The sequence below is a fragment of the Hydrogenophaga sp. GW823-FHT04C09 genome, assembly GCF_058796355.1.
In genome coordinates, this window is record NZ_JBXAIO010000002.1 from 460882 (window position 1) to 486430 (window position 25549).

Sequence of the window (25549 nt, forward strand, 5' to 3'; positions counted from 1 at the left end):
CCAAACTCAAAAGATACTTGTTAGTATGTTGAAAACATACGCAGGATGTCATGACTGGACCATTGCTTGGAATTCGAGTGCTGGACGCGACCGCGGCCCTTTCAGGGCCGGTCGCGACACAAATCCTGGGTGACATGGGGGCCGATGTCATCAAGGTGGAGTCGCCTGACGGCGACACCATCCGCGGCATGGGCCCCGCCCGCCATGACGGCATGGGGGCGATGTTCCTGCACACGAACCGCAGCAAGCGCAGCATCGTTCTCGACCTGAAGGAGGGCGCCGCACGAGAGGCGTTTGTTCGCCTGGCGGGCACTTGCGACATCGTCGTGTGCAACACGCGACCGAAGGCCATGGCGCGCCTGGGCCTGGACTACGCGAGCCTCAGCAAGGAAAGGCCTGGCCTCGTCTACGTGAGCATCGTGGGCTACGGGGCCGGTGGGCCCGACTCCGACAAGCCCGCCTATGACGACCTGATCCAGGCCGTTGCAGGCATCCCGTTGCTCCACGCGCCTGGCGAGCCGCCGCGCTACGCGCCCATTGCCGTCGCGGACAGGGTGACCGGCATCTGCGCCGCCAACGCCGCGCTGGGTGCCATGGTGCACAAGCTGCGCACAGGTCAGGGCCAATGCGTCGAAGTCCCCATGTTCGAGACCATCGCAGCGCTCGTCCTCGCCGACCACATGGCAGGACTGACGTTCGAGCCCTCCCTGGGCCCGCCCATCTTCCAGCGGTACGTGTCCATCCGGCGGCCGTTCCCGACCACCGACGGCTCCATCTGCCTCATGGTCCTGACGGACAAGCAGTGGCGCACCTTCTTCCACACCGCCGGCCAGCCCGAGATGATGGACGACGAGCGCTTCACGACGGTGGCAAGCCGCACCCGGCATCTCGAGGCGCTCTACGACATCGTTGCCTCACTGCTCAAGCAGCGACCCACGGACGAGTGGATCGCCCTGCTGCAGGAGGCCGACATCCCGGTGGCCAAGCTGGAGACGGTGCAGTCCCTCATGTCGCATGCGCATTTGATCAAGACGGGGTTCTTCCAGGAACTGCAGCACCCCAGCGAGGGCGCCATCCGGACGGTCGCAAAGACCAGCAACTGGTCTCTCACGCCAACGGGACCGACCAGGCCGACGCCGAGGCTGGGCGAGCACACGCGCGAAATCCTCGCGGAATGCGGTTATTCGCCGCAGCAGGCAGACCAGCTCATCGCTGCCGGCGCAGCCCGGGAGGCCCGATGAAAGCCGTCGTGTGCCGTGAGTACGGCGGCCTCGGCGCCGCCAGGCTGGAGGAGGTGCCTTCGCCAACGATCCGGCCGGGATGCGTGCGCATCCGGGTGGAAGCCTGCAGCGCGAGCTTCGCGAGCCTTCTGGTCATGGAGGGCAAGCACCAGAACAAGGCGCCCTTGCCACTGATTCCCGGCACCGAACTGGCCGGCGTGATCACCGAAGTGGGCGAAGGCGCATCGCGATTTGCCATCGGCGACCGGGTCATCGCAGGGGTCCAGTCCGGAGCCTACGCGCAGGAAGTGATTGCGCCCGAAGAGACGGTGTTCGCCCTGCCTGACGGGGTGAGCTTCGACACGGGCGCGCAGATCCCCACGATCTACGGCACCGCGTTCGGTGCGTTGGCCTGGCGGGCGAAGGTCGAGCCTGGTGAAGTGGTGCTGGTTCATGGTGCAGGCGGCGGGAGTGGCCTGGCGGCCATCGAGGTCGCCAAGGCGTTGGGGGCGCGCGTGATTGCCACGGCAGGTTCGGAAGAGAAGGCGGCGATCGCGCGGGCCCATGGTGCGGATCTCGCCATCAACTACCGGACAGACAACTGGCGGGAGGCTGTCCTCGCGGCCACCCATGCCCGCGGCGCAGACGTCATCTACGACCCGGTCGGAGGCGAGACGTTCGACCTCTCGCTGCGATGCATCGCACCCGACGGGCGCATCATTCCCATGGGGTTTGCCAGCGGCACCATCCCGACCATCCCGGCCAACATCGTGCTGGTCAAGAACATCACCATCATCGGGGTGTACTGGGGCTACTACTTCGGCTGGGGCAAGCACCCGGTGCCGGCCACCAACGACACCAGGCTGCGGCGCACCTACGCCCAACTGTTCGCGTGGGTCCTGGAGCAGAAGCTGCGCCCCCGTGCGCACGCTGTCCTTCCTCTCGCCAATTTTCGCGAGGCCCTCGAAATGATTGCCTCTCGCGAGGTCATCGGCCGCGTCCTGATGCGGCCACAGCAAGAGACTGCGCCGTCAGCCTCGTAAACCACCTGAACCCAGAAGGAGACACCATGTTGATTCGCCGAGCCTTGTGCGCCATTCCGCTGCTAGCCCTCATCGGGGCCGCGCACGCGCAAGACAAGTACCCGTCCCGCCCGATCATGCTGGTCTCGCCCTATGCCGCCGGCGGGGCAACAGAGACCTTCGCACGTCTGCTGAGCGAGGATTTCTCGGCCATCATCGGGCAGCCCCTGGTCATCGAACAGAGAGCGGGCGCCGCCGGAACGATCGGTGCGCGGTACGTCGCGACCAGCAAACCGGATGGGTACACGCTTCTCGCGAACACGTCACAGCACGTGATGTACGAGGGCATGTACCGGAAGCTGTCCTTCGATGCCATGAAGGACTTCAAGCCCGTCGGCATCCTGGGCTCGTCGCCGATCCTGGTCGTCGTAGCCGAAGCGTCCCCGTACAAGAGCTTCAAGGACGTGCTCGAAGCGGCCAAGACGAAGGACATCACCTACGCATCTGGCGCGCTGGGCTCCTTGCCGCACCTCACAGGTGAGCGCGTCGCGAGCCTGGCCAAGATCAAGATGACCCATGTCCCGTTCTCGGGCAACGCGCCGGCGGTGACCAGCACGCTCGGTGGACACGTCGACATGATGTACTCCACCGCTCCCAGTGTCATCACGCAGATCAAGGGCGGCAAGATGCGGGCCTTGGCGGTCTCGACCAAGGAGCGCATGCCCGAACTGCCGAATGTGCCAACCATCGCCGAGTCCGGCATGGCCGGCTTCGACGTCACGGCCTGGTATGCGGTGTGGGCGCCGAAAGACACGCCCAACGACGTGGTGCGGACCCTCAATGAAACGCTGCGCGCTGCCTCTGCGAAGCCGGCGACCCGCAAGCGCATGGCCGACGCGAGCGTGACGCCCAGCAACCTGACCGCCGAGCAGTTCGCGACCTTCGCGGAGCGCGAGCGCCAGGTTTGGCTGCCCGTGATGAAGGCTGCCGGCCTGGAGCCTGAGAACTGACATGGCCGACGGTGGCGTTGAGGTCCGCGTCGACGGACATGTGGCCTGGGTGACGATCAACCGGCCCGAGCGGATGAACGCGTTGGCCAAGGCCACGTTCGCCCAGCTCGCGGAGGCCTCGCTCAGGCTGGACGACGATCCGCAGGTTCGGGTCGTCGTCTACACCGGCGCCGGTGAGCGCGCGTTCTCCGCGGGCGTGGACCTGAAGGAGCTCGACGCTGCCGGCCGCATGGCGCACCCCATGGGCGGACGGGAGCGAAACCTCAATGAGCTTGTGCTGGAGATGTCCAAGCCCACCATCGCCGCCATCAACGGCGTCGCCGCCGGCGGCGGGTGCGAACTCGCGCTTGCTTGCGACATCCGGATCGCGGCGCAAGGCGCAAGAATGGGCCTGCCGGAAGCCAAGGTGGGGATGGGGGCCAACTTCGGTAGTGTGGTCCTGCCCTTGCTGGTCCCGCGAGGTATCGCCCTGGAACTGTTGTACACCGGGCAACTGGTCGACATGGAGGTGGCGCAGCGGATCGGCCTGGTGAACCACGTGGTGCCTCAGGCCGAGCTCATCGAGCGGACCCGTGCGCTGGCAACCCAGATCGCGGACAACGCACCGTTGACGGTGCAGCGCATGAAGGCCGTCAGCTTCAAGAGCATCGGACTGCCGGCCTCGGCAGCCTTGCGCTTGAACGTAGGCCCGAATCCGTACATCTCTAAAGATCGGCTCGAAGGCAGCCGCGCCTTTGTGGAAAAGCGCAAGCCCAGATTCCTTGGCCGCTAAGGCCGTGCCTGTCTCGTAGGGAGTCTGAACGGGTCGCGACCCCTTGAGCGTCATCAAGGGGTGGCGGAGAGGGTGGGATTCGAACCCACGGTACGTTGAAAACGTACACGGGATTTCGAGTCCCGCGCATTCGACCACTCTGCCACCTCTCCGTGTTCGAAGCCTCAGATTCTAGCAGGCTGCGGAGCGGGGTTTGCCGCAGGTGGTTCGGGCAGGCCGGGTGAGACAATGCGCCATCGCCTGTCCGCTGGTCCTTCATGCTCGTCGATACCCAACCCGCCACCTACCAGCATGTGCCCGCTTCGCCCGAAGTGCGCGACCACTGGGTCAATTCCCAACTCATCGGGGTCCTGATGGACAACATGGGGCCCTCGCTGCTGGCGGGGGTGCTCTCCCTGCCGGTGCTGGTCTACCTCATGGCCGGCCAGGCGAACACCATCGCGCTGGCGGTGTGGGCAAGCTTGACGCTCGTCATGCTGGTGATGCGCTACCGCCTGATCGGCATCTACCGGCTGCGCCACGACAGCCTGGAAGGCCCGCAGCGCATGAATTTCGTGGAGCGCTACCAGTGGTCCTGGACGGCCATGGCGCTGCTTTGGGGTGGCCCGGTGTTGCTGAGCTACCAGCAATCGACCCAGGCCACCCAGTTCGTGTGCGGGCTGGTCGTGCTGGGCCAGGGCCTGCTCACCCTGACGGCCTTCAGCGCCTACCTGCCGGTGTTCCGCCAGTACGCCAATGCCCTGATCTTCTCGGTGTTCGTCGGGCTGGCCTGGAACACCTTGTGGATGCTGCACAAGCCCGAAGCGGTGCAGATCGGCCTGGTGCTGATGGCGCTGCTGTTCGTCTTCTGGGGCTTGCTGATCATGGCGGGCCGGCGCCTGCACGAGGTGCACCGCTCCAGCTTCGAGCTGCAGTTCTCCAACCAGGAGCTGATCGATTCGCTGACGCTGCAGACCCGCGCCTCGCTGCGGGCGGTGGCGACCAAGAACCGTTTCCTCGCCTCGGCCGCGCACGACCTGCGCCAGCCGGTGCACGCGCTCAGCCTGTACGCCGACTGGCTGGCCACCGAACCGGAGATGGCGCGCGACATCGCGCCGCGCATCCTGCAGTCCACGCGGGCGATCAATGAGCTGTTCGACTCCCTGTTCGACCTGACCCGCATCGACGCCGGCAACTACAAGGTGCGCCTGCAGCACGTGGACGTGAAAAAACTGTTTGCCGACCTGTCGCTGCAGTTCGAGCCAGTGGCGGTGGGCAAGTCGCTGCGCCTGCGCACGCACACCCGGCCCTGCACGATCTGGTCCGACCCGGTGGTGCTGCGCCGCATCCTGGGCAACCTGGTGTCCAACGCCTTGCGCCACACGCAGCACGGCGGCGTGCTGCTCGGGCTGCGCCACCGCGAGGACATGCTGGTGTTCGAGGTGTGGGACACGGGGGTGGGTATTGCCCGCGAGCACCAGCAGGCGATCTTCCAGGAGTTCTTCCGGGTGTCGCAGCACCAGGGCACCGAGGACAGCCTGGGCCTGGGCCTGACCATTGTCTCCAAGCTCACCTCGCTGATGGGCTACCAGCTCGCCTTGAACTCGGTGGCCAACCGGGGCAGCGTGTTCCGCGTGATGCTGCCCGACTTCACCCAGCGCGAGCCGCTGGAGGCGCACCCGACGGCCTCGGGCGTCAACTCCGGTTTCTGAGGAGGTTGCCTGGCCGCCCGGTTGGGGCGGGCCAGGAGGGTGATCAGAGGTCGAGCAGGCCGGCGGTGCGGGCCAGGTGGCTCGCCTGCGAACGGCTCTTCACGTTGAGGCGGCGGAACAGCCGCCACAGGTGCACCTTGACGGTGTGTTCGCTGATCTGCAGCTGTTCGGCGATGTCGCGGTTGCTCAGGCCCCGGTCGAGCATGACCAGCAGCTGCTTCTGGCGCTTGGAGAGCTTGTCGGGGATGGTGGGCGCGTTTTCGTCTTCCACCTCATCGGCCAGGAACTCGCGCAGCACCTTGGCGATCTGGGCGGCACCGGCGGACTTTTCCACGTAGGCATCGGCGCCGGCTTCCCGGGCCAGGTCTTCGTAGTCGGAGGAGGGCGAGGCCGAGAGCACGATCAGGGACGTGTCGGGCAGCATCTGGCGCACCTCTCGCACGCCCGAGACGCCGTTGGTGTCGGGCAGCTTCAGGTCGAGGCAGACCAGCTCGGGCTCGCCATGCTCGGCGATGGCCTTGCTCACGGCCGCCAGACGTTCAAGTTCAACGACCTGCGTGGAAGCACGCAGGCGTCGCAACAGCATGACGACGGCTTCGCGCATCAGCGGGTGGTCGTCGATAACAAAAATACTCATGTCTGGCGGGCCGGTAATAACGGAGGTCGAGTTGACAGCATATCGAGAATGCACGTGTTTGGCGATAGCCAATAACGGGCCAATGCAGTCGTTCTTTTTACTTTTGGAACCCAACACCCGGGGGTATTTGAGCCGAGGGGCTCAACGCCGCCGGGGGATCGAGGTCAGAAGAACACGTTCTCGGGGTGCACTGCAAGCCCCGATTGTGTATCAAAGCTTGAACAGGGGTGACACAGGGCGGACACTTATGCCTTGTCGGGGCCGAAATGGGCCAGGGCCTGGGCCAGTGCCGCAGGGTCGGCCCGGGTGGTCAGTTGCGCCTGCAACCCGTCGAGGGCCTGGCTGCCTTGCTGCTGAAGGCGCGCAATGGCGCCGGCGGCTTCCTTGCCCGAAGCGAATCCGGTGCTCTGCAGCAGCAGCTGCCCGCCGGCGTCGACCAGCTTGAAATAGAACAGGCCATCGCTTTCGCGGTACTGCTTGAACGCCGGCGCGGCCGCCTTGGCGGCTTTGGTGGTGGTGGCCGACACCGCGCTGTCGAGCCGGCGCAGGCCGACGGCCTCGCGCAGCCGGGCGGTGAAGGGCGTGGCGATGGCGCGGGCCTTGTCGGCGCCGGCCTTGAGGGTTTTTTCGATGCGCGCCGAGTCCTGGATGAGCTGGTCGTAGACCTCGCGCAGCGGCGCGATCTCGCGATCCAGGCGCTCGAACAGGGTCTGCTTGGCGTCGCCCCAGGCGATGCCCTCGGCGAAAGCCTGGGCCAGCGCGGTGGTTTCGTCGGCCGAGGCGAAGGCCTGGTAGAGCTGGAACAGCGCCGAGCCTTCGGTGGACTTGGGTTCGCCGGGCGCGCGCGAGTCGGTCACGATGCCCATGATGAGCTTGCGCAGCTGTTCGCGCGGCACGAACAGCGGAATCGTGTTGTCGTAGCTCTTGCTCATCTTGCGGCCGTCCAGGCCGGGCAGCAGGGCCACATGGTCCTCGGTCACCGCCTCGGGCAGCGTGAAGTGCTCGCCATAGAGGTGGTTGAAGCTGGACGCCATGTCACGCGCCATCTCGATGTGCTGGATCTGGTCGCGGCCCACCGGCACCTGGTGCGCGTTGAACATCAGGATGTCGGCCGCCATCAACACCGGGTACATGAAGAGGCCGGCGGTCACGCCCGCGTCGGGGTCTTCCCCGGCGGCGTTGTTCTTGTCGACCGAGGCCTTGTAGGCATGGGCGCGGTTGAGAATGCCCTTGCCGGTCACGCAGGTGAGCAGCCAGGTGAGTTCGGGGATCTCGGGGATGTCGGACTGGCGGTAGAAGGTCACCTTCTCCGGGTCGAGCCCGCAGGCCAGCCAGGTGGCGGCGATCTCCAGCGTGGAGCGCTGCACGCGGGCGGGCTCACCCACTTTGATGAGCGCGTGGTAGTCGGCCAGGAAGTAGAAGCTCTCCACCTCGGCCAGGCGGCTGGCGCGCACGGTCGGGCGGATGGCGCCGACGTAGTTGCCCAGGTGGGGGGTGCCGGAGGTGGTGATGCCGGTGAGGACGCGGTGGGTTTTCATGGCGGGATCAGAACAGCAGCATGCGAAGGGGGGAGAGCAGCACCTGGATGGCGCTTTGCGTGAGCGACATGAGGGGGAGCAGCCAGAAGGTGCCGACCACGCCGGTGATGACCAGGGCCATCACGATGAAGAAGCCCCAGGGCTCGACGCGGGAGACGAGGGCGGCCTGTTTCCAGGGCAGCAGGCCGACGAGGATGCGGCCGCCGTCCAGCGGCGGCAGCGGGAACAGGTTGAAGGCGTACATGACGAGGTTGACCTTCAGGCCGGCCTCGCACATCTTGAGGAAGAAGGGCTCTTCCACGCCGATGGCCACCAGCACATAGAACAGCACGATCCAGGCGATGGCCTGGACCAGGTTGGCGCCCGGGCCGGCCAGAGCAACCCAGATCATGTCGCGCTTGGGGTTGCGCAGGCGGCCGAAATTCACCGGCACCGGCTTGGCGTAACCGAACAGGAAGGCGCCGGAGGTGGCGAAGTACAGCAGCAGCGGCATTGCGATGGTGCCGATCGGGTCGATGTGGCTCAGCGGATTGAGCGTGATGCGCCCCATCATCTCGGCGGTGTTGTCGCCGTAGTGCCGGGCCACGTAACCGTGCGCCGCCTCGTGCAGGGTGATGGCGAACAGCACCGGGATGGCGTAGAGAGCGACGGTTTGAACGATCTGGGCGAAATCCATGGTGGGGCGCGGCGGGCAAACGGGTATTGTCCCAGACTGGGCGGGCCGCCCGGTGGGGACGGCTCAGAGGCCGAGGCGGGCCAGGGCGCCCTGGCCGGTGCGCACCACCTCGGGTTCGCCGCCGGTGCCCATGGGCGTGAGATCGACCACCGTGGTGGGCGCCAGCGCGCAGGCGCCGGCGTCGATCACGCCGGCCAGGTCGTGTTCGAGCCGGTCGCGGATGTCCTGCGCGTCGTTGAGCGGGTCGGTTTCGTCGGGCAGGATCAGCGTGGTGGCCAGCAGCGGGGCGTTGTGCAGGTCCAGCAGGGCCTGCAGGGTCTTGTGCTCGGGCACGCGCAGGCCGATGGTCTTGCGCGAGGGGTGGCTCACGCGGCGCGGCACCTCCTTGCTGGCTTCGAGGATGAAGGTGTAGGGGCCGGGCGTGGCGAGCTTGAGCAGGCGGTACTGCCGGTTGTCCACCTTGGCGTAGCTCGCGAGCTCGCTCAGGTCGCGGCAGAGCAGGGTGAGGTGGTGCTTGTCGTCCACCTGGCGGATGCGGCGCAGGCGGTCGGCCGCGGCCTTGTCGTCGAGGTGGCAGACCAGGGCGTAGCTCGAATCGGTGGGCACTGCGAGCACGCCGCCGCGTTCGAGCAACTGCACCGCCTGCTTGAGCAGGCGCGGCTGCGGGTTCTCGGGGTGGACTTCGAAATACTGGGACATGCCGACATTGTGACCCGCTCGGCGCAATCGACACACACCAGGGGAGACAGCAGAAATTGCCGCAAAGGCGGTGTGCGGCGCGGCCTGCTCCCTTGGCCGTCCTCTGTCGGGGCAGCGGGCGCGCCATTTGCCCTGGAACGTGCATGGCGGCCAACACCTCCTCCTCCTCCTCCAACCTGCTGCAGCGGTACAAAGCCAAGCGAAATTTCGCGCGCACACCGGAGCCACCGGGCGAGGTCGGCCGCGCGGCCAAGGCGCTGGGTTTCGTGGTGCAGAAGCACTGGGCGAGCCGGCTGCACTACGACTTCCGCATCGAGCTGGACGGCGTGATGAAGAGTTGGGCCGTGCCCAAGGGCCCCAGCCTGGACCCCGGTGACAAGCGCATGGCGGTCGAGGTGGAAGACCACCCCCTGGCCTACGCCGCCTTCGAAGGCACGATTCCGCCCAGGCAGTACGGGGCGGGCAAGGTCATCGTCTGGGACAAGGGGGTGTGGGCGCCCGAGGGCGACCCCCACGCCGGGCTGCGCAGCGGCAACCTGAAGTTCGAGTTGCTGGGCCACAAGCTGCGTGGGCGCTGGGCGCTGGTGCGCATGAAGACGCGCGACGAGAAAAAGCCCGCCTGGCTGCTGATCAAGGAGCGCGACGCCTTTGCCCGGCCCGCGGACGAGTTCAGCGTGGTCGACGCCGCGCCGGACAGCGTGGCCTCGCAAGGCATGCCATCGAAGGACACGGCCGACTGGCCGCCCCAAGCCGTGCCGGCCGCGCTGCCGGCCACCCTGTCGCCGCAGCTCGCCACGCGCTCGGAAAGCCCACCCGCCGCCGAGGCGGACTGGCTCTACGAAATCAAGTTCGATGGGTACCGCATGCTGGCGCGCATCGAAGGCACCGAGGTGAAGCTGTTCACCCGCAATGGCCACGACTGGACGCACCGCCTGCGGCCGCTGCACCAGGCGCTGCAGGACAGGCACCTGCCGCCGGGCTGGTACGACGGCGAGATCGTCGTGTTCGGCGACAGTGGCCTGCCCGACTTCGGCGCGCTGCAGCGGTCGCTGGAGAACGAGCGCACCTCGGCCGTCGTGTTCTACCTGTTCGACCTGCCCTACGTGGGCGGCCACGATCTGCGGGCCGCGCCGCTGGTGGCGCGCCGCGCGGTGCTGGAGCGCCTGCTGCGCGACCACCCCGGCGGTGATGCGGTGCGCTTCAGCGCGGTGTTCGAGGAGTCCGCCGCCAGCGTGTTGACGTCGGCTTGCCGGCTCGGCCTGGAGGGCGTGATCGCCAAGCGCAAGGACGCCCCGTACCGGTCCACGCGCGGCACCGACTGGCTCAAGCTCAAGTGCGGGCAGCGCCAGGAGTTCGTGATCGGCGGTTTCACCGAGGGCAAGGGCTCGCGCACCGGCTTTGGCGCCCTGCTGCTGGGCCTGCACGAGGCGGACGGCTCGCTGCGGCATGTGGGCAACGTGGGCACCGGCTTCGACACCGGCACCCTGTCCAGCCTGCACCGGAAGCTCAAAGCCCTGGAGCGGCGGACCAGCCCGTTCGCCCAGGCGACACTGGCGGGCCGGCCCCACTGGGTCACGCCCTCATTGGTGGCCGAGGTGGCCTTCTCGGACTGGACACACGCGGGCCACATCCGCCATGCGGTGTTCGTGGGGCTGCGCGAAGACAAGGCCGCAACAGCGGTGGAACGGGAGGTGGACGTGCCCAAGCCGAACGACTCGCCCGCGCCGGTGCGCAAACCGGGCAACCCGCCCGTGCCGGCGCAGAAGCCGCCCGCGCCTTCATCGGTGCGCGTGACCCACCCCGAGCGCGTGATCGACGCGAGCACCGGCGTGTCCAAGCTCGATCTGGTCACGTTCTACGCCACCGTGGGGCCGCTGATGATCGAGCACCTGCGGCAGCGGCCGGTGGCCCTGATGCGCGCGCCTTCGGGCATCGAGGGCGAGCTGTTCTTCCAGAAGCATGTGCCGCCGTCGATGAAGATGGCCGGCGTGGTGCAGCTCGATCCCGCGCTGGACCCGGGCCACGACCCCTGGGTGGCGGTGGCCACGCGGCGCGGGCTGCTCTCGGCGGCGCAATGGAACGTGGTCGAGTTCCACACCCAGAACGCGTTCGCGCGCACCTTCGAGAAGCCCAACCGCATCGTGTTCGACCTCGACCCAGGGGAAGGCGTGGCCTGGGCGCAGGTGCAGGAAGCGGCGCAGCTCACGCATTCGCTGCTGGACCACCTGGGCCTGGTGAGCTTCCTCAAGACCAGCGGTGGCAAGGGCTTGCACGTGGTCGTGCCGGTGCGCCAGCAGCACGACTGGGACAGCGTGAAAGGGTTCGCGCAGGCCGTGGTGCGGCACATGAGCGAGACCATTCCGCAGCGCTTCGTGGCCAAGAGCGGGCCGAAGAACCGGGTCGGCAAGGTCTTTGTCGACTACCTGCGCAACGGGCGCGGGGCGACCACCGTCAGCGCCTGGTCGGCGCGCGCGCGCCCGGGCATGGGCGTGTCCGTGCCGCTGGACTGGAGCGAGCTGCCGGCCTTGCGCGGCAGCGACCACTGGCACGTGCGCAACATCGCCGAGCGCCTACCCATCGGCAACCGGCCCTGGAACGGCTATGCGCGGTCCGCGCGCTCGCTCACGCCGGCCATGAAGCTGCTGGGGTACCCGTCATGAGCCCGCGCGTGATCTGGAAAGGCGCCATCAGCTTCGGTCTGGTGCACGTGCCGGTGGCGCTGTACCCCGCCTCGCAGGACAGCGGCATCGACTTCGACTGGTTGGACCGGCGCTCCATGGACCCGGTGGGCTACCAGCGCATCAACAAGCGCACGGGCAAGCCGATCAAGGGCGACGACATCGTCAAGGGCGTCCAGCAGGACGATGGCGAGTACGTGATCGTGAGCGACGAGCAGATCAAGGCCGCCTACCCCGTGTCCACGCAGACCATCGAGATCGAGACCTTCGTGCAGGCGGCCGAGATCCCGTTCCTGCTGCTGGAGAAGCCGTACTACCTGGAGCCCATCGGCAAGGGCGAGAAGGTCTATGCCCTGTTGCGCGAGGCCATGGCCCAGGCTGGCGTGATCGGCATTGCGCGCGTGGTGATGCACACCAAGGAACACCTGGCCGCGCTGATTCCCATGGGGCCTGCGCTGGTGCTCAACACCATCCGCTGGGCCAGCGAGATCCGGCCGGTGGAGGACCTGAAACTCCCGGCGGCCGGCAAGTCGGCCGCGGGCGTAAAGGCGGCCGAGCTCAAGATGGCCACGCAGCTCATCAGCGACATGACCGGTCCCTGGGACCCGGAGGCCTATGAGAACCGGTTTGTCAGCGCGGTGCAGGCCCTGGTGCGGCAGAAGGTGAAGGCCGGCGACACCAAGACCGTGACGCCGCTGGAAGACGCGACCGAAGCGGCGGCACCGTCGAACGTGGTCGATCTCACCGAGTTGCTGGCGCGCAGCCTGGCCGGTCGCAAGGGTGGCACCCCCAAGGCCGCCACGGCGAAGAAAACCGCCCCGGCCCGTCGGCGGGCCTGAATCACTCGGGTGGGTGGGCGTCGGCCGGCAGGCGCCGGTCGCGCGCGGTGAGCCAGCTCGCGGTGGCGCCGCACAGCACGATCAGCGCGATGCCGATCAACTCCCACCGGCCTGGCACGTGGCCGAACACCAGCCAGCCGCAGAACATGGCGAAGCCGATCTGGCCGTAGAGGTAGGGCGTGAGCGTGGAGGCCGGCGTGCGCTGGAACGCCAGGATCAGCAGGAAGTGGCCGACCGTGCCCATGAGCCCGATCAGACACAGGATGGCGAAGGTGGCCATGTCGGGAATCGTCTGCCAGACCACCGGCAACACCAGGCTGGAGACCAGCGCACCGACCCAGCCGGTGTAGAAGTGCATGGTCATCGGGTCTTCGGTGCGCGCCATCTTGCTGGTGAGGATCTGGAACCAGGCGTAGGTGAACACCATCACCAGGGGCAGCAGGCTGGCCCAGCCGATCACGTCGCCACCGGGCTGCACCACCAGCAGCGCGCCGGCAAAGCCGCCCACCACCAGCAACCAGCGCAGCGGCGGCACGCGCTCGCGCAGGAACAGGGCCGCCAGCAGCGTGACCACCAGCGGCGTGATCATGACGATGGCGGTGAACTCGCCCACCGGCATGTACTGCAGGGCGACGAAGGACAGCGCGCTCACCGTCAGCAGCAGCGCGCCGCGCAGCAGCTGGAATCGCGGGTGCTCGGTGCGCACCAGGCCGCGGCCGCGCACCGGCAGCATGACGGCGGTGACGAGCACCGCATGGAACACGTAGCGGAACCACACGGCCATCAGCACCGGCACGAAGGCGCCGACGTACTTCACCGAGGTGTCGAGCACCGCGAAGCAGGCCGTGGCCAGGATCAGGAAACCGATGCCCAGCGCGGCCTGCGCGGGCGTGTGGCGCGGAGGCTGCGCCATCACTGCAGGATGCGCGACTGCAGCAAGGCCCACACGGGCGTGACGCTGCCCGGCAGGTCGGGCAACTGGCCCAGGTCGGTGTGGCTTTCTTCGGGGCTGTGGAAGTCGCTGCCGCGCGACGCGGCCAGGCCGAACTCCTGGCAGAACCCGGCGTACTTGACGTAGTCGGCCTGCCCGTGCGCGCCGGTCATCACTTCCACGCCCTGGCCGCCATGGGACTTGAATTCGGTGAACAGCGCGAACTCTTCGTTGGGCGTGAGCTTGTAGCGCCCCGGGTGGGCGATCACCGCCACACCACCGGACTGCTTGATCCAGCCCACCGCGTCACCCAGCGCCGCCCAGCGGTGCGGCACGTAGCCGGGCTTGCCTTCGGTGATGTACTTGCGGAACACTTCGTTGGTTTCCTTGCACACGCCGATTTCCACCAGGTAGCGCGCGAAATGCGAACGCGAGATCAGTTCCGGGTTGCCCACGTATTTCAGCGCGCCCTCGTACACGCCCTTGATGCCCACACGGGCCAGGTCGTCGCTCATTTCGCGCGCGCGTTGTTCGCGGCCGCCGCGCGTGGCGCGCAGGCCGGCCAGCAGGGCGGGATGCTGGTGGTCCATGCCCAGGCCGACGATGTGCACGGTGATGCCGGCGAAGGTGACCGAGATCTCCGTGCCCGTGAGGTAGGGCAGGCCGGCCTCGCGCGCCGCGGCGATGGCGCGGTCCTGGCCGCCCAGTTCGTCGTGGTCGGTCAGCGCCCACAGTTCGACGCCGTTGGCCTTGGCGCGCTGGGCGAGCACCTCGGGCGTGAGGGTGCCGTCCGAGATCACGGAGTGGCAGTGCAGGTCGGCGTTGAGCAAGGGGTTCACCCGTTCATTTTAGGTGGGGGTGCCATGGCCCTGTGCGTCCAGGGGTTCAGCCCGTGTTCCGCAGGCCGGCGGCGATGCCGTTGATCGAGATGTGGATGCCCCGGCGCACGCGTTCGTCGCGGTCGGCCTGGTTCTCGCCCGCCCGGTAGCGGCGCACCAGCTCCACCTGCAGGTGGTGCAGCGGGTCGATGTACGGGAAACGGTGGCGCATGGAGCGCTGCAGCGCGGCGTTGTTCACCAGCCGTTGCTTTTCACCGGTGATGAGCGCCAGCGCGTCGGCCGTGCGCTGCCATTCGGCCTCGATGGCCTTGAACACCTGGTTGCGCAGGCGCTTGTCGGGCATGAGCTCGGCGTAGCGCGAGGCCAGGGCGAGGTCGCTCTTGGCCAGCACCATGTCCATGTTGGAGAGCAAGGTGCTGAAGAAGGGCCACTGCTTGACCATCTTCTGCAGCAGCGCCTTCTGCGCGGCCACGCCCTTGGGGCCGTCCTGGTGCAGGAAGGCGTGCACCGCCGAGCCGAAGCCGTACCAGCCCGGCAGGGTGAGGCGGCACTGGCCCCAGCTGAAGCCCCAGGGGATCGCGCGCAGGTCCTCGATCTTCTGCGTGGCCTTGCGCGAGGCCGGGCGCGAGCCGATGTTGAGTTCGGCGATCTCGCGGATCGGGGTGGCGGCGAAGAAGTACTCGGCGAAGCGCGGGGTGTCGTAGACCAGCGCGCGGTAGGCCGCCATGCTCTGGCGCGAGAGTTCGTCGGCTGCGGTCAGGAAAGCGGCGGGCGCGTTGCGCGTGGGCTTGAGCAGCGTGGCTTCCAGCGTGGCGGCCACCAGGGTTTCGAGGTTGCGCCGGCCGATCTCGGGGTTGGCGTACTTGGAGCCGATCACCTCGCCCTGTTCGGTCAGGCGGATCTGGCCGCGCACCGTGCCCGGGGGCTGCGCCAGGATGGCCTGGTAGCTCGGGCCGCCGCCCCGGCCCACGGTGCCGCCGCGGCCATGGAACATGCGCAGCTGGATCGGTTTCTCGGCGCCCTTGTTGAGCGTGTCGAACAGCTCGACCAGCGCGATCTCGGCGCGATACAGCTCCCAGTTGCTGGTGAAGATGCCGCCGTCCTTGTTGCTGTCGGAGTAGCCGAGCATGATGTCTTGCTCGCTGTAGCCGTCGCCCGCGCCGCGCTGCACCATGGCGCGCACGCCGGGCAGGGCGAGGTACTCGCGCATGATGGGCGCGGCGTTGCGCAGGTCTTCGATGGTCTCGAACAGCGGCACCACGATCAGGTCGCACACCGCGTCCTCGGCCAGTGTGCCGCGCATCAGGCCGGCTTCCTTCTGCAGCAGCAACACCTCGAGCAGGTCGCTCACCGTTTCGGTGTGGCTGATGATGGCGTGGCGGATGGCCTGCGCGCCGAAGCGCTCGCGCCCGCTGCGCGCGGTGTCGAAGATCGCCAGTTCGCCCAGCGTATGGGCCGAGTAGGCGACGCCGGGCACGCGCAGGGGGCGCGCGTCGTTCAGCTGGCGCAGCAAGACGGCGCGTTTGCCCGCTTCGTCGAGCTTCGAGTATTGGGGCTCGATGCGCGCGGCCGCGAGCAGCTCGGCCACGACTTCCTCGTGCTTGTCCGAGCTTTGCCGCAGGTCCACGGTGGCGAGGTGAAAGCCAAACACCTGCACCGCGCGCATCAGCGGCAGCAGGCGCGCGCGCGCCAGGGCTTCGCCGTGGTGGGCCTTGAGCGAAGCCTCGATGGTGCGCAGGTCGTCCAGCAGTTCGGCGGCGCTGGCGTAGGGGTCTTGCGGCGCGATGGCGTGGCGCGCCGCTTCGCCGCCGGTGAGCTGGCCGAGCGTGGCCGCGAGGCGCGCGTACATGCCGGTGAGCGCGCGGCGGTAGGGCTCGTCCTGGCGGTGGGCGTTGGTGTCGGGCGAGCGCTCGGCCAGGGCCTGCATGGCCGGGCTCACGCTGTTGAGCATGGCCGAGACCGACAGCTCCGCGCCCAGGTGGTGCAACTGCGTGAGGTGGTGGCGCAGCACCATGTCGGCCTGGCTGTGCAGCGCGAGCTCCAGGGTCTGCGCGGTCACGTTGGGGTTGCCGTCGCGGTCGCCGCCGATCCACTGGCCCATGCGCAGGAAGGGGGCGATGGGCGGCGCGGCGTTGCCGCTGTCGCCCAGGCCTTCTTCCAGTTCGCGGTAGAGGCGGGGGATCTGCGTGAGGAAGGTCGCTTCGTAGTAGCTCAGCGAGTTCTCGATCTCGTCGGCCACGGTGAGCTTGGTGAAGCGCAGCAGGCGCGTCTGCCAGAGCTGCGTGACGCGGGCGCGGATCTGCGCCTCGATGTCGGCGCGCTCTCTCGGCAGGCGCTGTGGTTCGTCGCGCTCGCCCAGCAGGCGGGCGATGGCGCGTTCGGCGTCCAGGATGCTCTTGCGCTGCACCTCGGTGGGGTGGGCGGTGAGCACGGGCGAGATGTGGGCGCTGGCCAGCGTCTGCACCACCTCGGCGGGCGCGATGCCGGCTTTGTGCAGGCGCTGCAGCGTGCGCGCGAGGCTGCCTTCCTGCAGGTTGCCGGCGCGCTCGTGCACCGCGCGGCGGCGGATGTGGTGGCGGTCTTCGGCCAGGTTGGCCAGGTGGCTGAAATAGGTGAAGGCGCGGATCACGCTCACGGCCTGGTCGCCGGTCAGGCCCTTGAGCAGCTTCTTCAGCGCCTTGTCCGCCGATTCATCCGCATGACGGCGGAACGCCACTGAAAGTTGGCGGATCTGCTCGATCAGGTCGAACGCGGCCTGGCCCTCCTGCTCGCGGATCACGTCGCCCAGGATGCGGCCGAGCAGCCGGATGTCGTCGATGAGCGGCTGGTCCTTGTCGGCCCGTCCGGCGCCCTGGTTGGTGGTGGTTTTGTGGGCGGGGCGGGCGGGCTTTCGCGTCATGGTAGATGGTGGGTTGGGGTGGGCGGGCGCTCGACGGAACAGGGCATGCTAGCATTCAAAATCACCGCTTCCGTTACCAGCCGGGTACCAAAATCGCCCGCGACGTCCGGCCTTCCCGGACCCTCCTTCCCGACCCATGTCCCCATCCTCTTCCGCCGCTCTGGCCATCACCATCGCCACCCGTGAAAGCCGCCTCGCCCTGTGGCAGGCCGAACACGTCAAGGCCTTGCTCGAAGGCCTGGGCCACCGCGTCACGCTGCTGGGCATGACCACCCTGGGCGACCAGATCCTGGACCGCAGCCTGTCCAAGGTGGGCGGCAAGGGCCTGTTCGTGAAAGAACTCGAACTCGCGCTGGAAGACGGCCGCGCCGACATCGCCGTGCACTCGCTCAAGGACGTGCCGATGGAGCTGCCACCTGGCTTCGCGCTGGCCTGCGTGATGGAGCGCGAAGACCCGCGCGACGCCTGGGTCTCGCCGCACTGCGCCGGGCTGGCCGACCTGCCAGCCAACGGCGTGGTGGGCACCTCCAGCCTGCGCCGCCTGGTGCTGCTGCGCGCGGCGCTGGACCAGTTGGGCCGGGACGATGTGCGCATCGAACCCTTGCGCGGCAACCTCGACACGCGCCTGCGCAAGCTCGATGAAGGCCGGTACCACGCCATCGTGCTCGCCGCCGCCGGCCTCAAGCGCCTGGGGCTGGAGGCGCGCATCCGCCACATCTTCGACCCGACCGATTCCTTGCCGGCGGCCGGGCAGGGCGCCTTGGGCATCGAGGTGCGCGCCGACCGCGCCGACCTGATCGCCGCGCTGGCGCCGCTGGTGCACCAGCCCACCTGGCTGCGCGTGGCCGCCGAACGCACGGTCTCGCGCGCCATGGGTGGCAGTTGCTCCATGCCGCTGGCTGCCTACGCCGACTGGGGCCGCGAAGGCGCGCTGCGGCTCGACGCGGCCTGGGGCGACCCCCAGGGGCAGGCACCCCTGGTGCGCGTCGGCACCCAAGCGGCTGTGACCACACTGGACGAGGCCGAGGCGCTGGGCCAGCAGGTGGCCCAGGCGCTGCGCGCGGCCGGTGCCGCGCCACCGGTCGCGGAGACCTGAGGCCTTGGTGGACACCGCCGCCCACCCGCCTGGCACCCGGCGCCGGCTGGAACGGCTCATCGTCACGCGGCCGGCGCCCGAGGCCCAGGTCTGGGTGGATGCCCTGCGCGCCGAAGGCTGGCCCGCCCAGGCCCTGCCCCTGATTGAAATTGCGCCACCCGCCGCCGAGGCCGACCGGGCCACGCTGCACCACTGGCGCGCGCACTGGACGCAGGCCGATGCCATCCTGTTCGTGAGCGGCGCGGCGGTGAGCCATTTCTTCGAGGGCGGGGTCGCACCCGCCAGCCAGCCGCCGCACACCCGCTTCTGGGCCCCGGGGCCTGGCACGGCGCGCCTGCTCGCGCAGGCCATTGAACCGCTGGGCCTGGGCGCGGCCCATATTGATGCACCGCCTCCCGACGCCGCGCAGTTCGACTCCGAGCATTTGTGGCCGGTGGTCTCGTCCCAGGTCGGCCCGGGGCGGCAGGTGCTGATCGTGCGCGGCACCTCGGCCCAGGGCTCCGCGCAGGCCGGGGTGGCCGGCACCGGCCGCGACTGGCTGATCCGCCAATGCACCGCCGCCGGTGCGCAGGTGCGGGGATGTGTGGCTTATGCGCGACGCGCGCCCGTGCTGTCAGCCGCCGATCGCGCCCTAATCGACTCGGCGGCCACGGCGCACAGCGTGTGGCTGTTCAGCAGCTCCGAAGCCCTGCTGCCGCTGCAAAACCTGAGGCCCGCCCCGGCGTGGGCGCCGGCGAGCGCGCTGGTCACGCACCCGCGCATCGCCGCCGCCGCCGTGCAGGCGGGCTTCGTTCATATCTGTCAGACCCGTCCTGCACTGGCCGATGTGGTGCGCGCTCTAGAATCAGGCTGGACCCGACCATGAGCGCCGACACACCCGACCCCACTCCCCCCATCGCCGCGCCGGCGCCCGCCGTCGTTGCGCCTCCCCCGGCGCCCGTGGCCGCCCCGCGCCGTCCGGGCCAGGTCTTTCAATGGCTGGCCCTGCTGATCGCGGCGTTGGCGCTGGTGATGACGGGCCTGCTCTGGCAGAAGCTCGGCTTCACCCAGCAGGAGCTGGCCCGCCGCAGCCAGGACACCATCGCGCAGGCCGTGGAGGCGCGCACGCTGGCGGCCCAGGCCGAAGCCCTCACGCAGGAACTGCAGGCCCGCCTGGCCGTGGCCGAGGTGCGGCTGTCGGAAGTGACCTTGCAGCGCAGCCAGCTCGAAGAGCTCATGCTCTCGCTCTCCCGCTCGCGCGACGACAACCTGGTGCAGGACCTGGAATCCGCGCTGCGCCTGGCGCAGCAACAGGCCCAGCTCACCGGCACCGCCCAACCGCTCATCTCGGCCCTGCAGGCCGCCGACCAGCGCATCGCGCGCGCCGCGCAGCCGCGCCTGAACCCGGTGCAGCGCGCCATCGGCCGCGACATCCAGCGCATCCAGGGCGCGTCCCTGGCCGACATCCCCGCGCTCACGCTGCAGCTCGATGAGCTCGCGCGGCAGGTGGACGACTGGCCGCTGCTCAACCAGGTGGGCCAGCCGGTGGCCGCGCCGTTGAGCAAGGGCAAGGCCGGGCGAAAGGCCGCCCCCGAACCCGTGGCGGTGAAGGACGCCGCGCCCGAGACCGCTGCCGTGCCCGACGCGGCGACCGAACCGGACACCACCGGCTGGAGCCGCGTGTCGGGTTGGTGGAGCGGTCTGTGGACGCGCATCTGGACCGATGTCACCCGCAACGGCCGCGAGTTGGTGCGCGTGAGCCGCATCGACCGGCCCGAAGCCGTGCTGCTCGCGCCCGACCAGGCCCTGTTCATGCGCGAGAACCTCAAGCTCAAGCTGCTCAATGCGCGCCTGGGCCTGCTGGCCCGTCACATGCAGGCCAGCCAGGCCGATCTGATGGCCGTGGAAGCCGCGCTCGCGCGCTATTTCGACACCAACTCGCCCCGCGTGACCACCGCCCAGGCCACGCTGGCGCGCCTGCGCAAGGACCTGGTGGACAGCGACCTGCCGCGGCCCGAAGAAACCCTGACGGCCCTGACCGCCGCGGCAGGGGGGCGCTGATGGCCGCCCGTTTTGGTGGTGCCATGCGCAGCGTGTTCTGGCTGCTCGGCCTCGCGGCGCTGGCCGTGGCGCTCGCGCTGCTGGTGGGGCACAACGAGGCCACGCTCACCCTGTTCTGGCCGCCCTACCGTTTCGATGTCTCCTTCAACTTCGTCGTCTTCTGCCTGATCGGCGGCTTCGTGCTGCTGTATGCCGCGCTGCGCGCGTTCTCGATGTTGCGCGACCTGCCCGCGCAGGCCCAGCGCTGGCGCAGCCAGCAGATCGAGCGCGCCGTGGTCGGGTCGGTGATGGACGCGCTGTCGCACCAGCTGGCGGGCCGCTTCGTGCGCGCGCAGTCGGCGGCCCAGCAGGCGGTGGACCAGCTCAAGGGCGTGCCGGCCGGGCAATGGCCCCGCCGCGACCAGCTTCAGCTGCTCGCCCACCTGCTGCTGGCCGAGAGCGCGCAATCGCTGCAGAACCGCGAGCGCCGCGACGAGAACCTGCAGGCCGCCCTCAGCCCGAAGCTGGCCAAAAGCGCGCCGGAAGCCCACGAAGGTGCGCTGCTGCGCGCGGTGCGCTGGGCGGTGGAAGACCATGACGCCGACGCCGCGCGTGCGCGCCTGGCCGAGCTGCCGCAGGGCGCGAGCCGGCGCATCCAGGCGCTGCGCCTGAAGCTGCGCATCGCCCGCCTGGGCGGTGAAACCGGCGAGGCGCTGGAGACCGCGCGCGTGCTGGCCAAGCACCGCGCGTTTTCGCCCGAGGCCTCCCGCAGCATCGTGCGCGGCCTGGCGCTCGATGCCCTGCGCGAAGCACACGACATGGCGCAGCTGGACGCGTTCTGGAACGGCCTGGACGCCACCGAGCGCGCCATGCCCGAGGTGGCCCTGGCCGCCGCGCGCCGCGCCAACCAATTGACCGGCCCCGCCACCAGCGAGCAGGACCGCGAGCTGGTCCACGCCCGCGTGCGCGCCTGGCTCGAACCCCTGTGGCCCGAGTTCGGGACGCTGGACGTGGCGCAGCAGCGCCAGCTCGTGCTGGCGCTGGAACCCGGCCTGGGTGAGCTCGACGCCGCCGGGCTGGCCCGGCTGGAGCAGTTGCAGCGCCAATGGCCGCAGAACGGCTTCCTGCAGTACCTCGCGGGCCAGGCCTGCATGCGTCGCCAGCTCTGGGGCAAGGCCGCGCAGATGCTGAGCCAGTCCAGCCACAGCCTGGACGACCCCGCCCTGCTGCGCCGCACCTGGCGTGGCCTGGCGCAGCTGGCCGAAGAGCGGGGCGATGAAACGGCCGCGCAAGCTGCGTGGAAGCGAGCCGCGCTGCTGGACTGAGTCGAACCGAACCCAGGGGATGCGCCAGGGCATCCCCAAAGAAAAAGCCGATCGGAACCCGATCGGCTTTTTCTTTGGGGCCTGCCGCCACGCCCGGAGGCGGGCGGCGGTGGCGAGGACTCAGGGGTTCTCGAACGGCAGCTTCATGTCGCGCAGGTCCTTGCGCGTTTCCACCAGCACCAGCGGACCTTCGTCCAGCACCACGGGCGGCTTGGGTTCGCGCGGCACATGGATGGGCTTGGGTTCGGCCGCGATGGCGGCCTGCACCTGGGCCACCTTCTCCGCGTTGGAGTTCACCCATTCCAGGCCACTGGCCTGCGCCACCTGGTCGAGGGATTCGACGGACAGCGTGAACGGCTGCACCTTGGGCAGGCCTCGGGAGCCGGGCGCTTCGACCGCGCGCGGTGCGGCGGCGGCCACGGGGGCTGCTGCGCGCGGCGCGCGAGGTGCTTGCGGCACCACGGCGGGCGCGGGTGCCGCCACTTCGGCCGCAGGTGCGGCCACCGGGGCCGGCACCACCACTTCGGCAGGCGCCACAGCGACGGGTTCGGCCGCCGGCGCTTCGGTGGTTTCCGCGTTCACGGCAGGCGGCGTGGCCATGCTGAAGTAGCTGCGCACGGGGGCTTCGTAGGCCGAGGCATCGGGCGAGTCGTTCACCGCTTCGCTGCGCTCGGCAGGTGCCACGGTCTCGGCGGCGGCCGGAGCCTCTTCACCTTCGACCGCGCCTTCGCGGGGGCCGCGTTCGCGGCGGTCGCGGCCATAGCGGTCGCGGCTGCGGCGTTCGCGGTTGCCGCGCGGCGCGCCGTTCTCGGCGTCGCCCTCGCGCGGGGCTTGAGCTTCGCTCACGCCTTCGGCGACGGTGGCCGGCTGTTCACCTTCCACGGGGTCGGGACGGGGCGTTGCCTCGGTACCTTCGGCGCCCGGCTGGCGGCGGCGGTTGTCACCGCGGGGGCGGCGATCGCGGTCGCGCTCACGGCGTTGCTGGCCTTCGACCGCTTCGGGCGTGTCGCTCGGCGCGGCGTCCAGCGGCAGGGCGTTGTTGACGTTGCCGCCTTCGGCCGCCACAGGGGCTTCCCGGCGACCACCTTCGCGGCGGTTGCCTTGGCGGCCTTCACCACCGCGCCCTTCGTTGCGGTTCTCGTTGCGGCCTTCACCACGGTTCTCATTGCGACCTTCGCCGCGGCCTTCACCGCGACGGCCTTCGCCACGCGCCTGTTCGCTGCGACCTTCCACGCGGCCGCCCTCGGCGCGCGCCTCGACCGCACGGCCTTCGCCACCGCGGCCACCGTTGCGGCCACCGCCTTCGCGGCCTTCGCGCGAACCACGGCCTTCGGCGCCACCACGGCCACTGCGGCTGCGGCCGTCACGGCCACCTTCGCGGCGACCGCCGTCGGCCCGTTCCTCGCGGGCACCGCCCTTGGCGGCCGGTGCGGCCACGGCAGGCGTTGCCGCCGGCTTGGCCGGTGCGGGCTCGGCACCGAACAGGCTCTTGAGCCAGCCGAAGAAACCCTTCTCGGCCGGTGCCGGCGCGGCCGGCACGGGCTTGGCGGCCACGGGCGCTGCCACCGGTGCGGCGGCGGGGGCCGGCGTTTCGGGACGCGGTGCGGCCACGGGCGCGGGTCCGTCGGGCAGCACGCCCTTGATCACCGGTTCCTGCTTGTTGGTGCGTTCCTGGCTGCGGCGCGTGAAGCTGGCGACGTCGTCCACCTCATCGGCCAGCTTGTAGCTCGCGTCCAGGTTGTCCAGGCGCGGGTCGTCGTGCTTGAGGCGCTCGAGCTTGTAGTTGGGCGTGTCGAGCGACTTGTTGGGCACCAGCAGCACGCTGATGCGCTGCTTGAGTTCGATCTTGGTGATCTCGGTGCGCTTTTCGTTCAGCAGGAAACTGGCCACTTCGACCGGCACCTGCACCAGCACGGCGGCCGTGCTGTCCTTGAGCGACTCTTCCTGGATGATGCGCAGGATCTGCAGTGCCGAGCTCTCGGTGTCGCGGATGTGGCCGGAACCACCGCAACGCGGGCAGGGGATGGAAGCGCCTTCGTTGAGCGCGGGCTTGAGGCGCTGGCGGCTCATTTCGAGCAGACCGAACTTGCTGATGGCGCCGAACTGCACGCGGGCGCGGTCCTGGCGCAGCGCGTCGCGCAGGCGGTTTTCCACTTCGCGGCGGTTCTTCGACTCTTCCATGTCGATGAAGTCGATCACCACCAGACCACCCAGATCGCGCAGGCGCGCCTGGCGGGCCACTTCGTCGGCGGCTTCCAGGTTGGTGCGGGTCGCGGTTTCCTCGATGTCGCCGCCCTTGATGGCGCGGGCCGAGTTCACGTCCACCGCCACCAGCGCTTCGGTCTGGTCGATCACGATGGCGCCGCCAGAAGGCAGGTTCACCGTGCGGCTGTACGCGGTTTCGATCTGGTGCTCGATCTGGAAGCGCGAGAACAGCGGCGCGTCGTCGCGGTAGCGCTTCACGCGGTGCCCGTGCTCGGGCATCACATGGCTCATGAACTGGTGAGCCTGTTCGAAGATGTCGTCGGTGTCGATCAGGATCTCACCGATGTCGCTGTTGAAGTAGTCGCGGATCGCGCGGATCACCAGGCTCGATTCCTGGTAGATCAGGAAGGCGCCCTTGCCACCCTTGGTCGCGCCGTCGATGGCGTTCCAGAGCTTGAGCAGGTAGTTCAGGTCCCACTGCAGTTCGGCGGCGTCGCGGCCGATGCCGGCGGTGCGCGCGATGATGCTCATGCCGTTGGGGTACTCGAGCTGGTCCAGCGCCTGCTTGAGTTCCTGGCGGTCTTCGCCTTCGATGCGGCGGCTCACGCCACCGCCGCGCGGGTTGTTCGGCATCAGCACCACGTAGCGGCCGGCCAGGCTCACGAAGGTGGTGAGGGCGGCGCCCTTGTTGCCGCGTTCTTCCTTTTCCACCTGGACCAGCAGTTCCTGGCCTTCGCGGATCACGTCGTTGATGCGGGCCTGGTTGACCGGCACCCCGGCGGCGAAATACTGGCGCGAGATTTCCTTGAAAGGCAGGAAGCCGTGGCGTTCTTCGCCGTAGTCGACGAAGCAGGCTTCGAGCGACGGCTCCACGCGGGTGACCACCGCTTTGTAGATGTTGCCCTTGCGCTGTTCGCGCCCTTCGATTTCGATTTCGTAGTCGAGCAATTTCTGCCCGTCCACGATCGCCAGGCGGCGCTCTTCGGCCTGCGTGGCGTTGATCAGCATGCGTTTCATGATGCGTTCCTTCGTTCAAATACAAGGACGCAGGGGCCACCGGCCCATGCGCCAACCTGCCGTGAACCAGCGGAAGCGCGAACGAGGGGAGGAATTGCCGGAGAGCCGTTGACCCGCGGTTCGGGGAAGGCGTTCAACACAGGCGGGCACCAGGGTGCCGCGTCGAACCGCCAGGTCAGGGCGTAGGCGCGTGGAGGTGGGTGAACAGGGAAGAAGGCTCGATGGCTGTCATTGACATGGATCTGGCCGGTGTCTCTCTGGCTTCACTTCGTCCTCACCCAGCCACGTGTTGCGGGCTGGGTGATTGGGGGTATTCCGTATTCGGGTTCGTGTTCTTCAGCGGATTCGCCCGCGGCTTCGACCGGCCCGCCGCCGTGCCAGGATTCGCATGGAAATGCATCGGGCAACGGCGCCAGACCCGGGTGCTGCGGGTGGC

At 68.9% G+C, this 25549-nt stretch carries 19 protein-coding genes and 1 tRNA gene; 11 read left to right on the plus strand and 9 right to left on the minus strand.

Annotated elements, in window-relative coordinates:
- Nucleotides 1-50: 50 nt before the first annotated feature.
- From AC1Q9M_RS07385 to AC1Q9M_RS07400, 4 genes are read left to right on the plus strand one after another with little or no spacing between them, the layout of a single operon-like run.
- Nucleotides 51-1241, plus strand: coding sequence for a CaiB/BaiF CoA transferase family protein (locus AC1Q9M_RS07385; RefSeq protein ID WP_382323491.1), 1191 nt, complete (start codon nt 51-53; stop codon nt 1239-1241).
- Nucleotides 1238-2263, plus strand: coding sequence for an NADPH:quinone oxidoreductase family protein (locus AC1Q9M_RS07390; RefSeq protein ID WP_492433098.1), 1026 nt, complete (start codon nt 1238-1240; stop codon nt 2261-2263). The genes AC1Q9M_RS07385 and AC1Q9M_RS07390 overlap by 4 nt, the downstream gene beginning before the upstream one ends.
- Nucleotides 2264-2289: 26 nt before the next feature.
- Nucleotides 2290-3252, plus strand: a complete 963-nt coding sequence (locus AC1Q9M_RS07395) for a Bug family tripartite tricarboxylate transporter substrate binding protein (protein ID WP_382323493.1) — start codon at nt 2290-2292, stop codon at nt 3250-3252.
- A 1-nt stretch (nt 3253) separates the two neighbouring features.
- Nucleotides 3254-4024 carry an enoyl-CoA hydratase/isomerase family protein gene (locus tag AC1Q9M_RS07400; RefSeq protein WP_492433100.1) on the plus strand — a complete coding sequence of 257 codons (771 nt, stop codon included), beginning with the start codon at nt 3254-3256 and terminating at the stop codon, nt 4022-4024.
- A 61-nt stretch (nt 4025-4085) separates the two neighbouring features.
- Here AC1Q9M_RS07400 and AC1Q9M_RS07405 read toward each other — a convergent pair.
- Nucleotides 4086-4176, minus strand: a tRNA-Ser gene (locus AC1Q9M_RS07405).
- A gap of 105 nt (nt 4177-4281) precedes the next feature.
- Between AC1Q9M_RS07405 and AC1Q9M_RS07410 the strand changes: the two genes are divergently transcribed.
- The gene (locus AC1Q9M_RS07410) at nt 4282-5715 is read left to right on the plus strand and encodes a sensor histidine kinase (RefSeq protein ID WP_382160734.1); all 1434 of its coding nucleotides are present in this window, start codon (nt 4282-4284) and stop codon (nt 5713-5715) included.
- Between the two features lie 43 nt (nt 5716-5758).
- On the opposite strand, the gene AC1Q9M_RS07415 is transcribed toward AC1Q9M_RS07410, so the two are convergent.
- The 4 genes from AC1Q9M_RS07415 to AC1Q9M_RS07430 form a co-directional block, all read right to left on the minus strand.
- Nucleotides 5759-6352, minus strand: coding sequence for a LuxR C-terminal-related transcriptional regulator (locus AC1Q9M_RS07415; RefSeq protein WP_204732508.1), 594 nt, complete (start codon nt 6350-6352; stop codon nt 5759-5761).
- A gap of 245 nt (nt 6353-6597) precedes the next feature.
- On the minus strand, nt 6598-7890 hold the full coding sequence (locus AC1Q9M_RS07420; protein ID WP_382323496.1) for a tryptophan--tRNA ligase: 1293 nt from the start codon (nt 7888-7890) through the stop codon (nt 6598-6600).
- Nucleotides 7891-7897: 7 nt separating this feature from the next.
- Nucleotides 7898-8566, minus strand: coding sequence for a site-2 protease family protein (locus AC1Q9M_RS07425; protein ID WP_382323497.1), 669 nt, complete (start codon nt 8564-8566; stop codon nt 7898-7900).
- A 63-nt stretch (nt 8567-8629) separates the two neighbouring features.
- Nucleotides 8630-9265, minus strand: a complete 636-nt coding sequence (locus AC1Q9M_RS07430) for an L-threonylcarbamoyladenylate synthase (protein ID WP_291121812.1) — start codon at nt 9263-9265, stop codon at nt 8630-8632.
- Nucleotides 9266-9408: 143 nt separating this feature from the next.
- Here AC1Q9M_RS07430 and ligD point away from each other — a divergent pair, with 143 nt between their 5' ends.
- Nucleotides 9409-11925, plus strand: a complete 2517-nt coding sequence (ligD, locus tag AC1Q9M_RS07435) for a DNA ligase D (protein ID WP_444688344.1) — start codon at nt 9409-9411, stop codon at nt 11923-11925.
- Nucleotides 11922-12782 (plus strand): non-homologous end joining protein Ku, encoded by an 861-nt coding sequence (ku, locus tag AC1Q9M_RS07440; RefSeq protein ID WP_444688343.1) that lies wholly within the window; start codon nt 11922-11924, stop codon nt 12780-12782. Before ligD ends, ku begins: the two co-directional genes overlap by 4 nt.
- Nucleotide 12783: 1 nt before the next feature.
- On the opposite strand, the gene AC1Q9M_RS07445 is transcribed toward ku, so the two are convergent.
- The 3 genes from AC1Q9M_RS07445 to ppc are packed head-to-tail and all read right to left on the minus strand — an operon-like array spanning nt 12784 to nt 17451.
- Nucleotides 12784-13695 (minus strand): DMT family transporter, encoded by a 912-nt coding sequence (locus tag AC1Q9M_RS07445; RefSeq protein ID WP_382160720.1) that lies wholly within the window; start codon nt 13693-13695, stop codon nt 12784-12786.
- Nucleotides 13695-14552 (minus strand): 3',5'-nucleoside bisphosphate phosphatase, encoded by an 858-nt coding sequence (locus AC1Q9M_RS07450; protein WP_382323499.1) that lies wholly within the window; start codon nt 14550-14552, stop codon nt 13695-13697. The genes AC1Q9M_RS07445 and AC1Q9M_RS07450 overlap by 1 nt, the downstream gene beginning before the upstream one ends.
- 46 nt (nt 14553-14598) lie before the next feature.
- Nucleotides 14599-17451 carry a phosphoenolpyruvate carboxylase gene (gene ppc, locus AC1Q9M_RS07455; protein WP_492433105.1) on the minus strand — a complete coding sequence of 951 codons (2853 nt, stop codon included), beginning with the start codon at nt 17449-17451 and terminating at the stop codon, nt 14599-14601.
- A 136-nt stretch (nt 17452-17587) separates the two neighbouring features.
- Between ppc and hemC the strand changes: the two genes are divergently transcribed.
- From hemC to AC1Q9M_RS07475, 4 genes are read left to right on the plus strand one after another with little or no spacing between them, the layout of a single operon-like run.
- A complete protein-coding gene (gene hemC, locus AC1Q9M_RS07460; RefSeq protein ID WP_382323501.1) occupies nt 17588-18547 on the plus strand; it encodes a hydroxymethylbilane synthase in 960 nt (319 codons plus the stop codon).
- A 7-nt stretch (nt 18548-18554) separates the two neighbouring features.
- Nucleotides 18555-19412, plus strand: coding sequence for a uroporphyrinogen-III synthase (locus AC1Q9M_RS07465; protein WP_492433403.1), 858 nt, complete (start codon nt 18555-18557; stop codon nt 19410-19412).
- A complete protein-coding gene (locus AC1Q9M_RS07470; protein ID WP_492433107.1) occupies nt 19409-20587 on the plus strand; it encodes a uroporphyrinogen-III C-methyltransferase in 1179 nt (392 codons plus the stop codon). Before AC1Q9M_RS07465 ends, AC1Q9M_RS07470 begins: the two co-directional genes overlap by 4 nt.
- Before the next feature lie 23 nt (nt 20588-20610).
- The gene (locus AC1Q9M_RS07475; protein ID WP_492433404.1) at nt 20611-21891 is read left to right on the plus strand and encodes a heme biosynthesis HemY N-terminal domain-containing protein; all 1281 of its coding nucleotides are present in this window, start codon (nt 20611-20613) and stop codon (nt 21889-21891) included.
- 120 nt (nt 21892-22011) lie between these two features.
- Here AC1Q9M_RS07475 and AC1Q9M_RS07480 read toward each other — a convergent pair whose 3' ends face one another.
- Nucleotides 22012-25113 (minus strand): Rne/Rng family ribonuclease, encoded by a 3102-nt coding sequence (locus AC1Q9M_RS07480; protein ID WP_492433109.1) that lies wholly within the window; start codon nt 25111-25113, stop codon nt 22012-22014.
- Between the last annotated feature and the right edge of the window lie 436 nt (nt 25114-25549).

Coding starts and splice junctions, on each gene's coding strand:
- ligD (WP_444688344.1), top strand. CDS start 9,409: ATGGCGGCCAACACCTCCTCCTCCTCCTCCAACCTGCTGCAGCGGTAC.
- AC1Q9M_RS07395 (WP_382323493.1), top strand. CDS start 2,290: ATGTTGATTCGCCGAGCCTTGTGCGCCATTCCGCTGCTAGCCCTCATC.
- AC1Q9M_RS07400 (WP_492433100.1), top strand. CDS start 3,254: ATGGCCGACGGTGGCGTTGAGGTCCGCGTCGACGGACATGTGGCCTGG.
- hemC (WP_382323501.1), top strand. CDS start 17,588: ATGTCCCCATCCTCTTCCGCCGCTCTGGCCATCACCATCGCCACCCGT.
- AC1Q9M_RS07420 (WP_382323496.1), bottom strand. CDS start 7,890: ATGAAAACCCACCGCGTCCTCACCGGCATCACCACCTCCGGCACCCCC.
- AC1Q9M_RS07430 (WP_291121812.1), bottom strand. CDS start 9,265: ATGTCCCAGTATTTCGAAGTCCACCCCGAGAACCCGCAGCCGCGCCTG.
- AC1Q9M_RS07445 (WP_382160720.1), bottom strand. CDS start 13,695: ATGGCGCAGCCTCCGCGCCACACGCCCGCGCAGGCCGCGCTGGGCATC.
- AC1Q9M_RS07385 (WP_382323491.1), top strand. CDS start 51: ATGACTGGACCATTGCTTGGAATTCGAGTGCTGGACGCGACCGCGGCC.
- ppc (WP_492433105.1), bottom strand. CDS start 17,451: ATGACGCGAAAGCCCGCCCGCCCCGCCCACAAAACCACCACCAACCAG.
- AC1Q9M_RS07470 (WP_492433107.1), top strand. CDS start 19,409: ATGAGCGCCGACACACCCGACCCCACTCCCCCCATCGCCGCGCCGGCG.
- AC1Q9M_RS07415 (WP_204732508.1), bottom strand. CDS start 6,352: ATGAGTATTTTTGTTATCGACGACCACCCGCTGATGCGCGAAGCCGTC.
- AC1Q9M_RS07390 (WP_492433098.1), top strand. CDS start 1,238: ATGAAAGCCGTCGTGTGCCGTGAGTACGGCGGCCTCGGCGCCGCCAGG.
- AC1Q9M_RS07480 (WP_492433109.1), bottom strand. CDS start 25,113: ATGAAACGCATGCTGATCAACGCCACGCAGGCCGAAGAGCGCCGCCTG.
- AC1Q9M_RS07410 (WP_382160734.1), top strand. CDS start 4,282: ATGCTCGTCGATACCCAACCCGCCACCTACCAGCATGTGCCCGCTTCG.
- AC1Q9M_RS07475 (WP_492433404.1), top strand. CDS start 20,611: ATGCGCAGCGTGTTCTGGCTGCTCGGCCTCGCGGCGCTGGCCGTGGCG.
- ku (WP_444688343.1), top strand. CDS start 11,922: ATGAGCCCGCGCGTGATCTGGAAAGGCGCCATCAGCTTCGGTCTGGTG.
- AC1Q9M_RS07425 (WP_382323497.1), bottom strand. CDS start 8,566: ATGGATTTCGCCCAGATCGTTCAAACCGTCGCTCTCTACGCCATCCCG.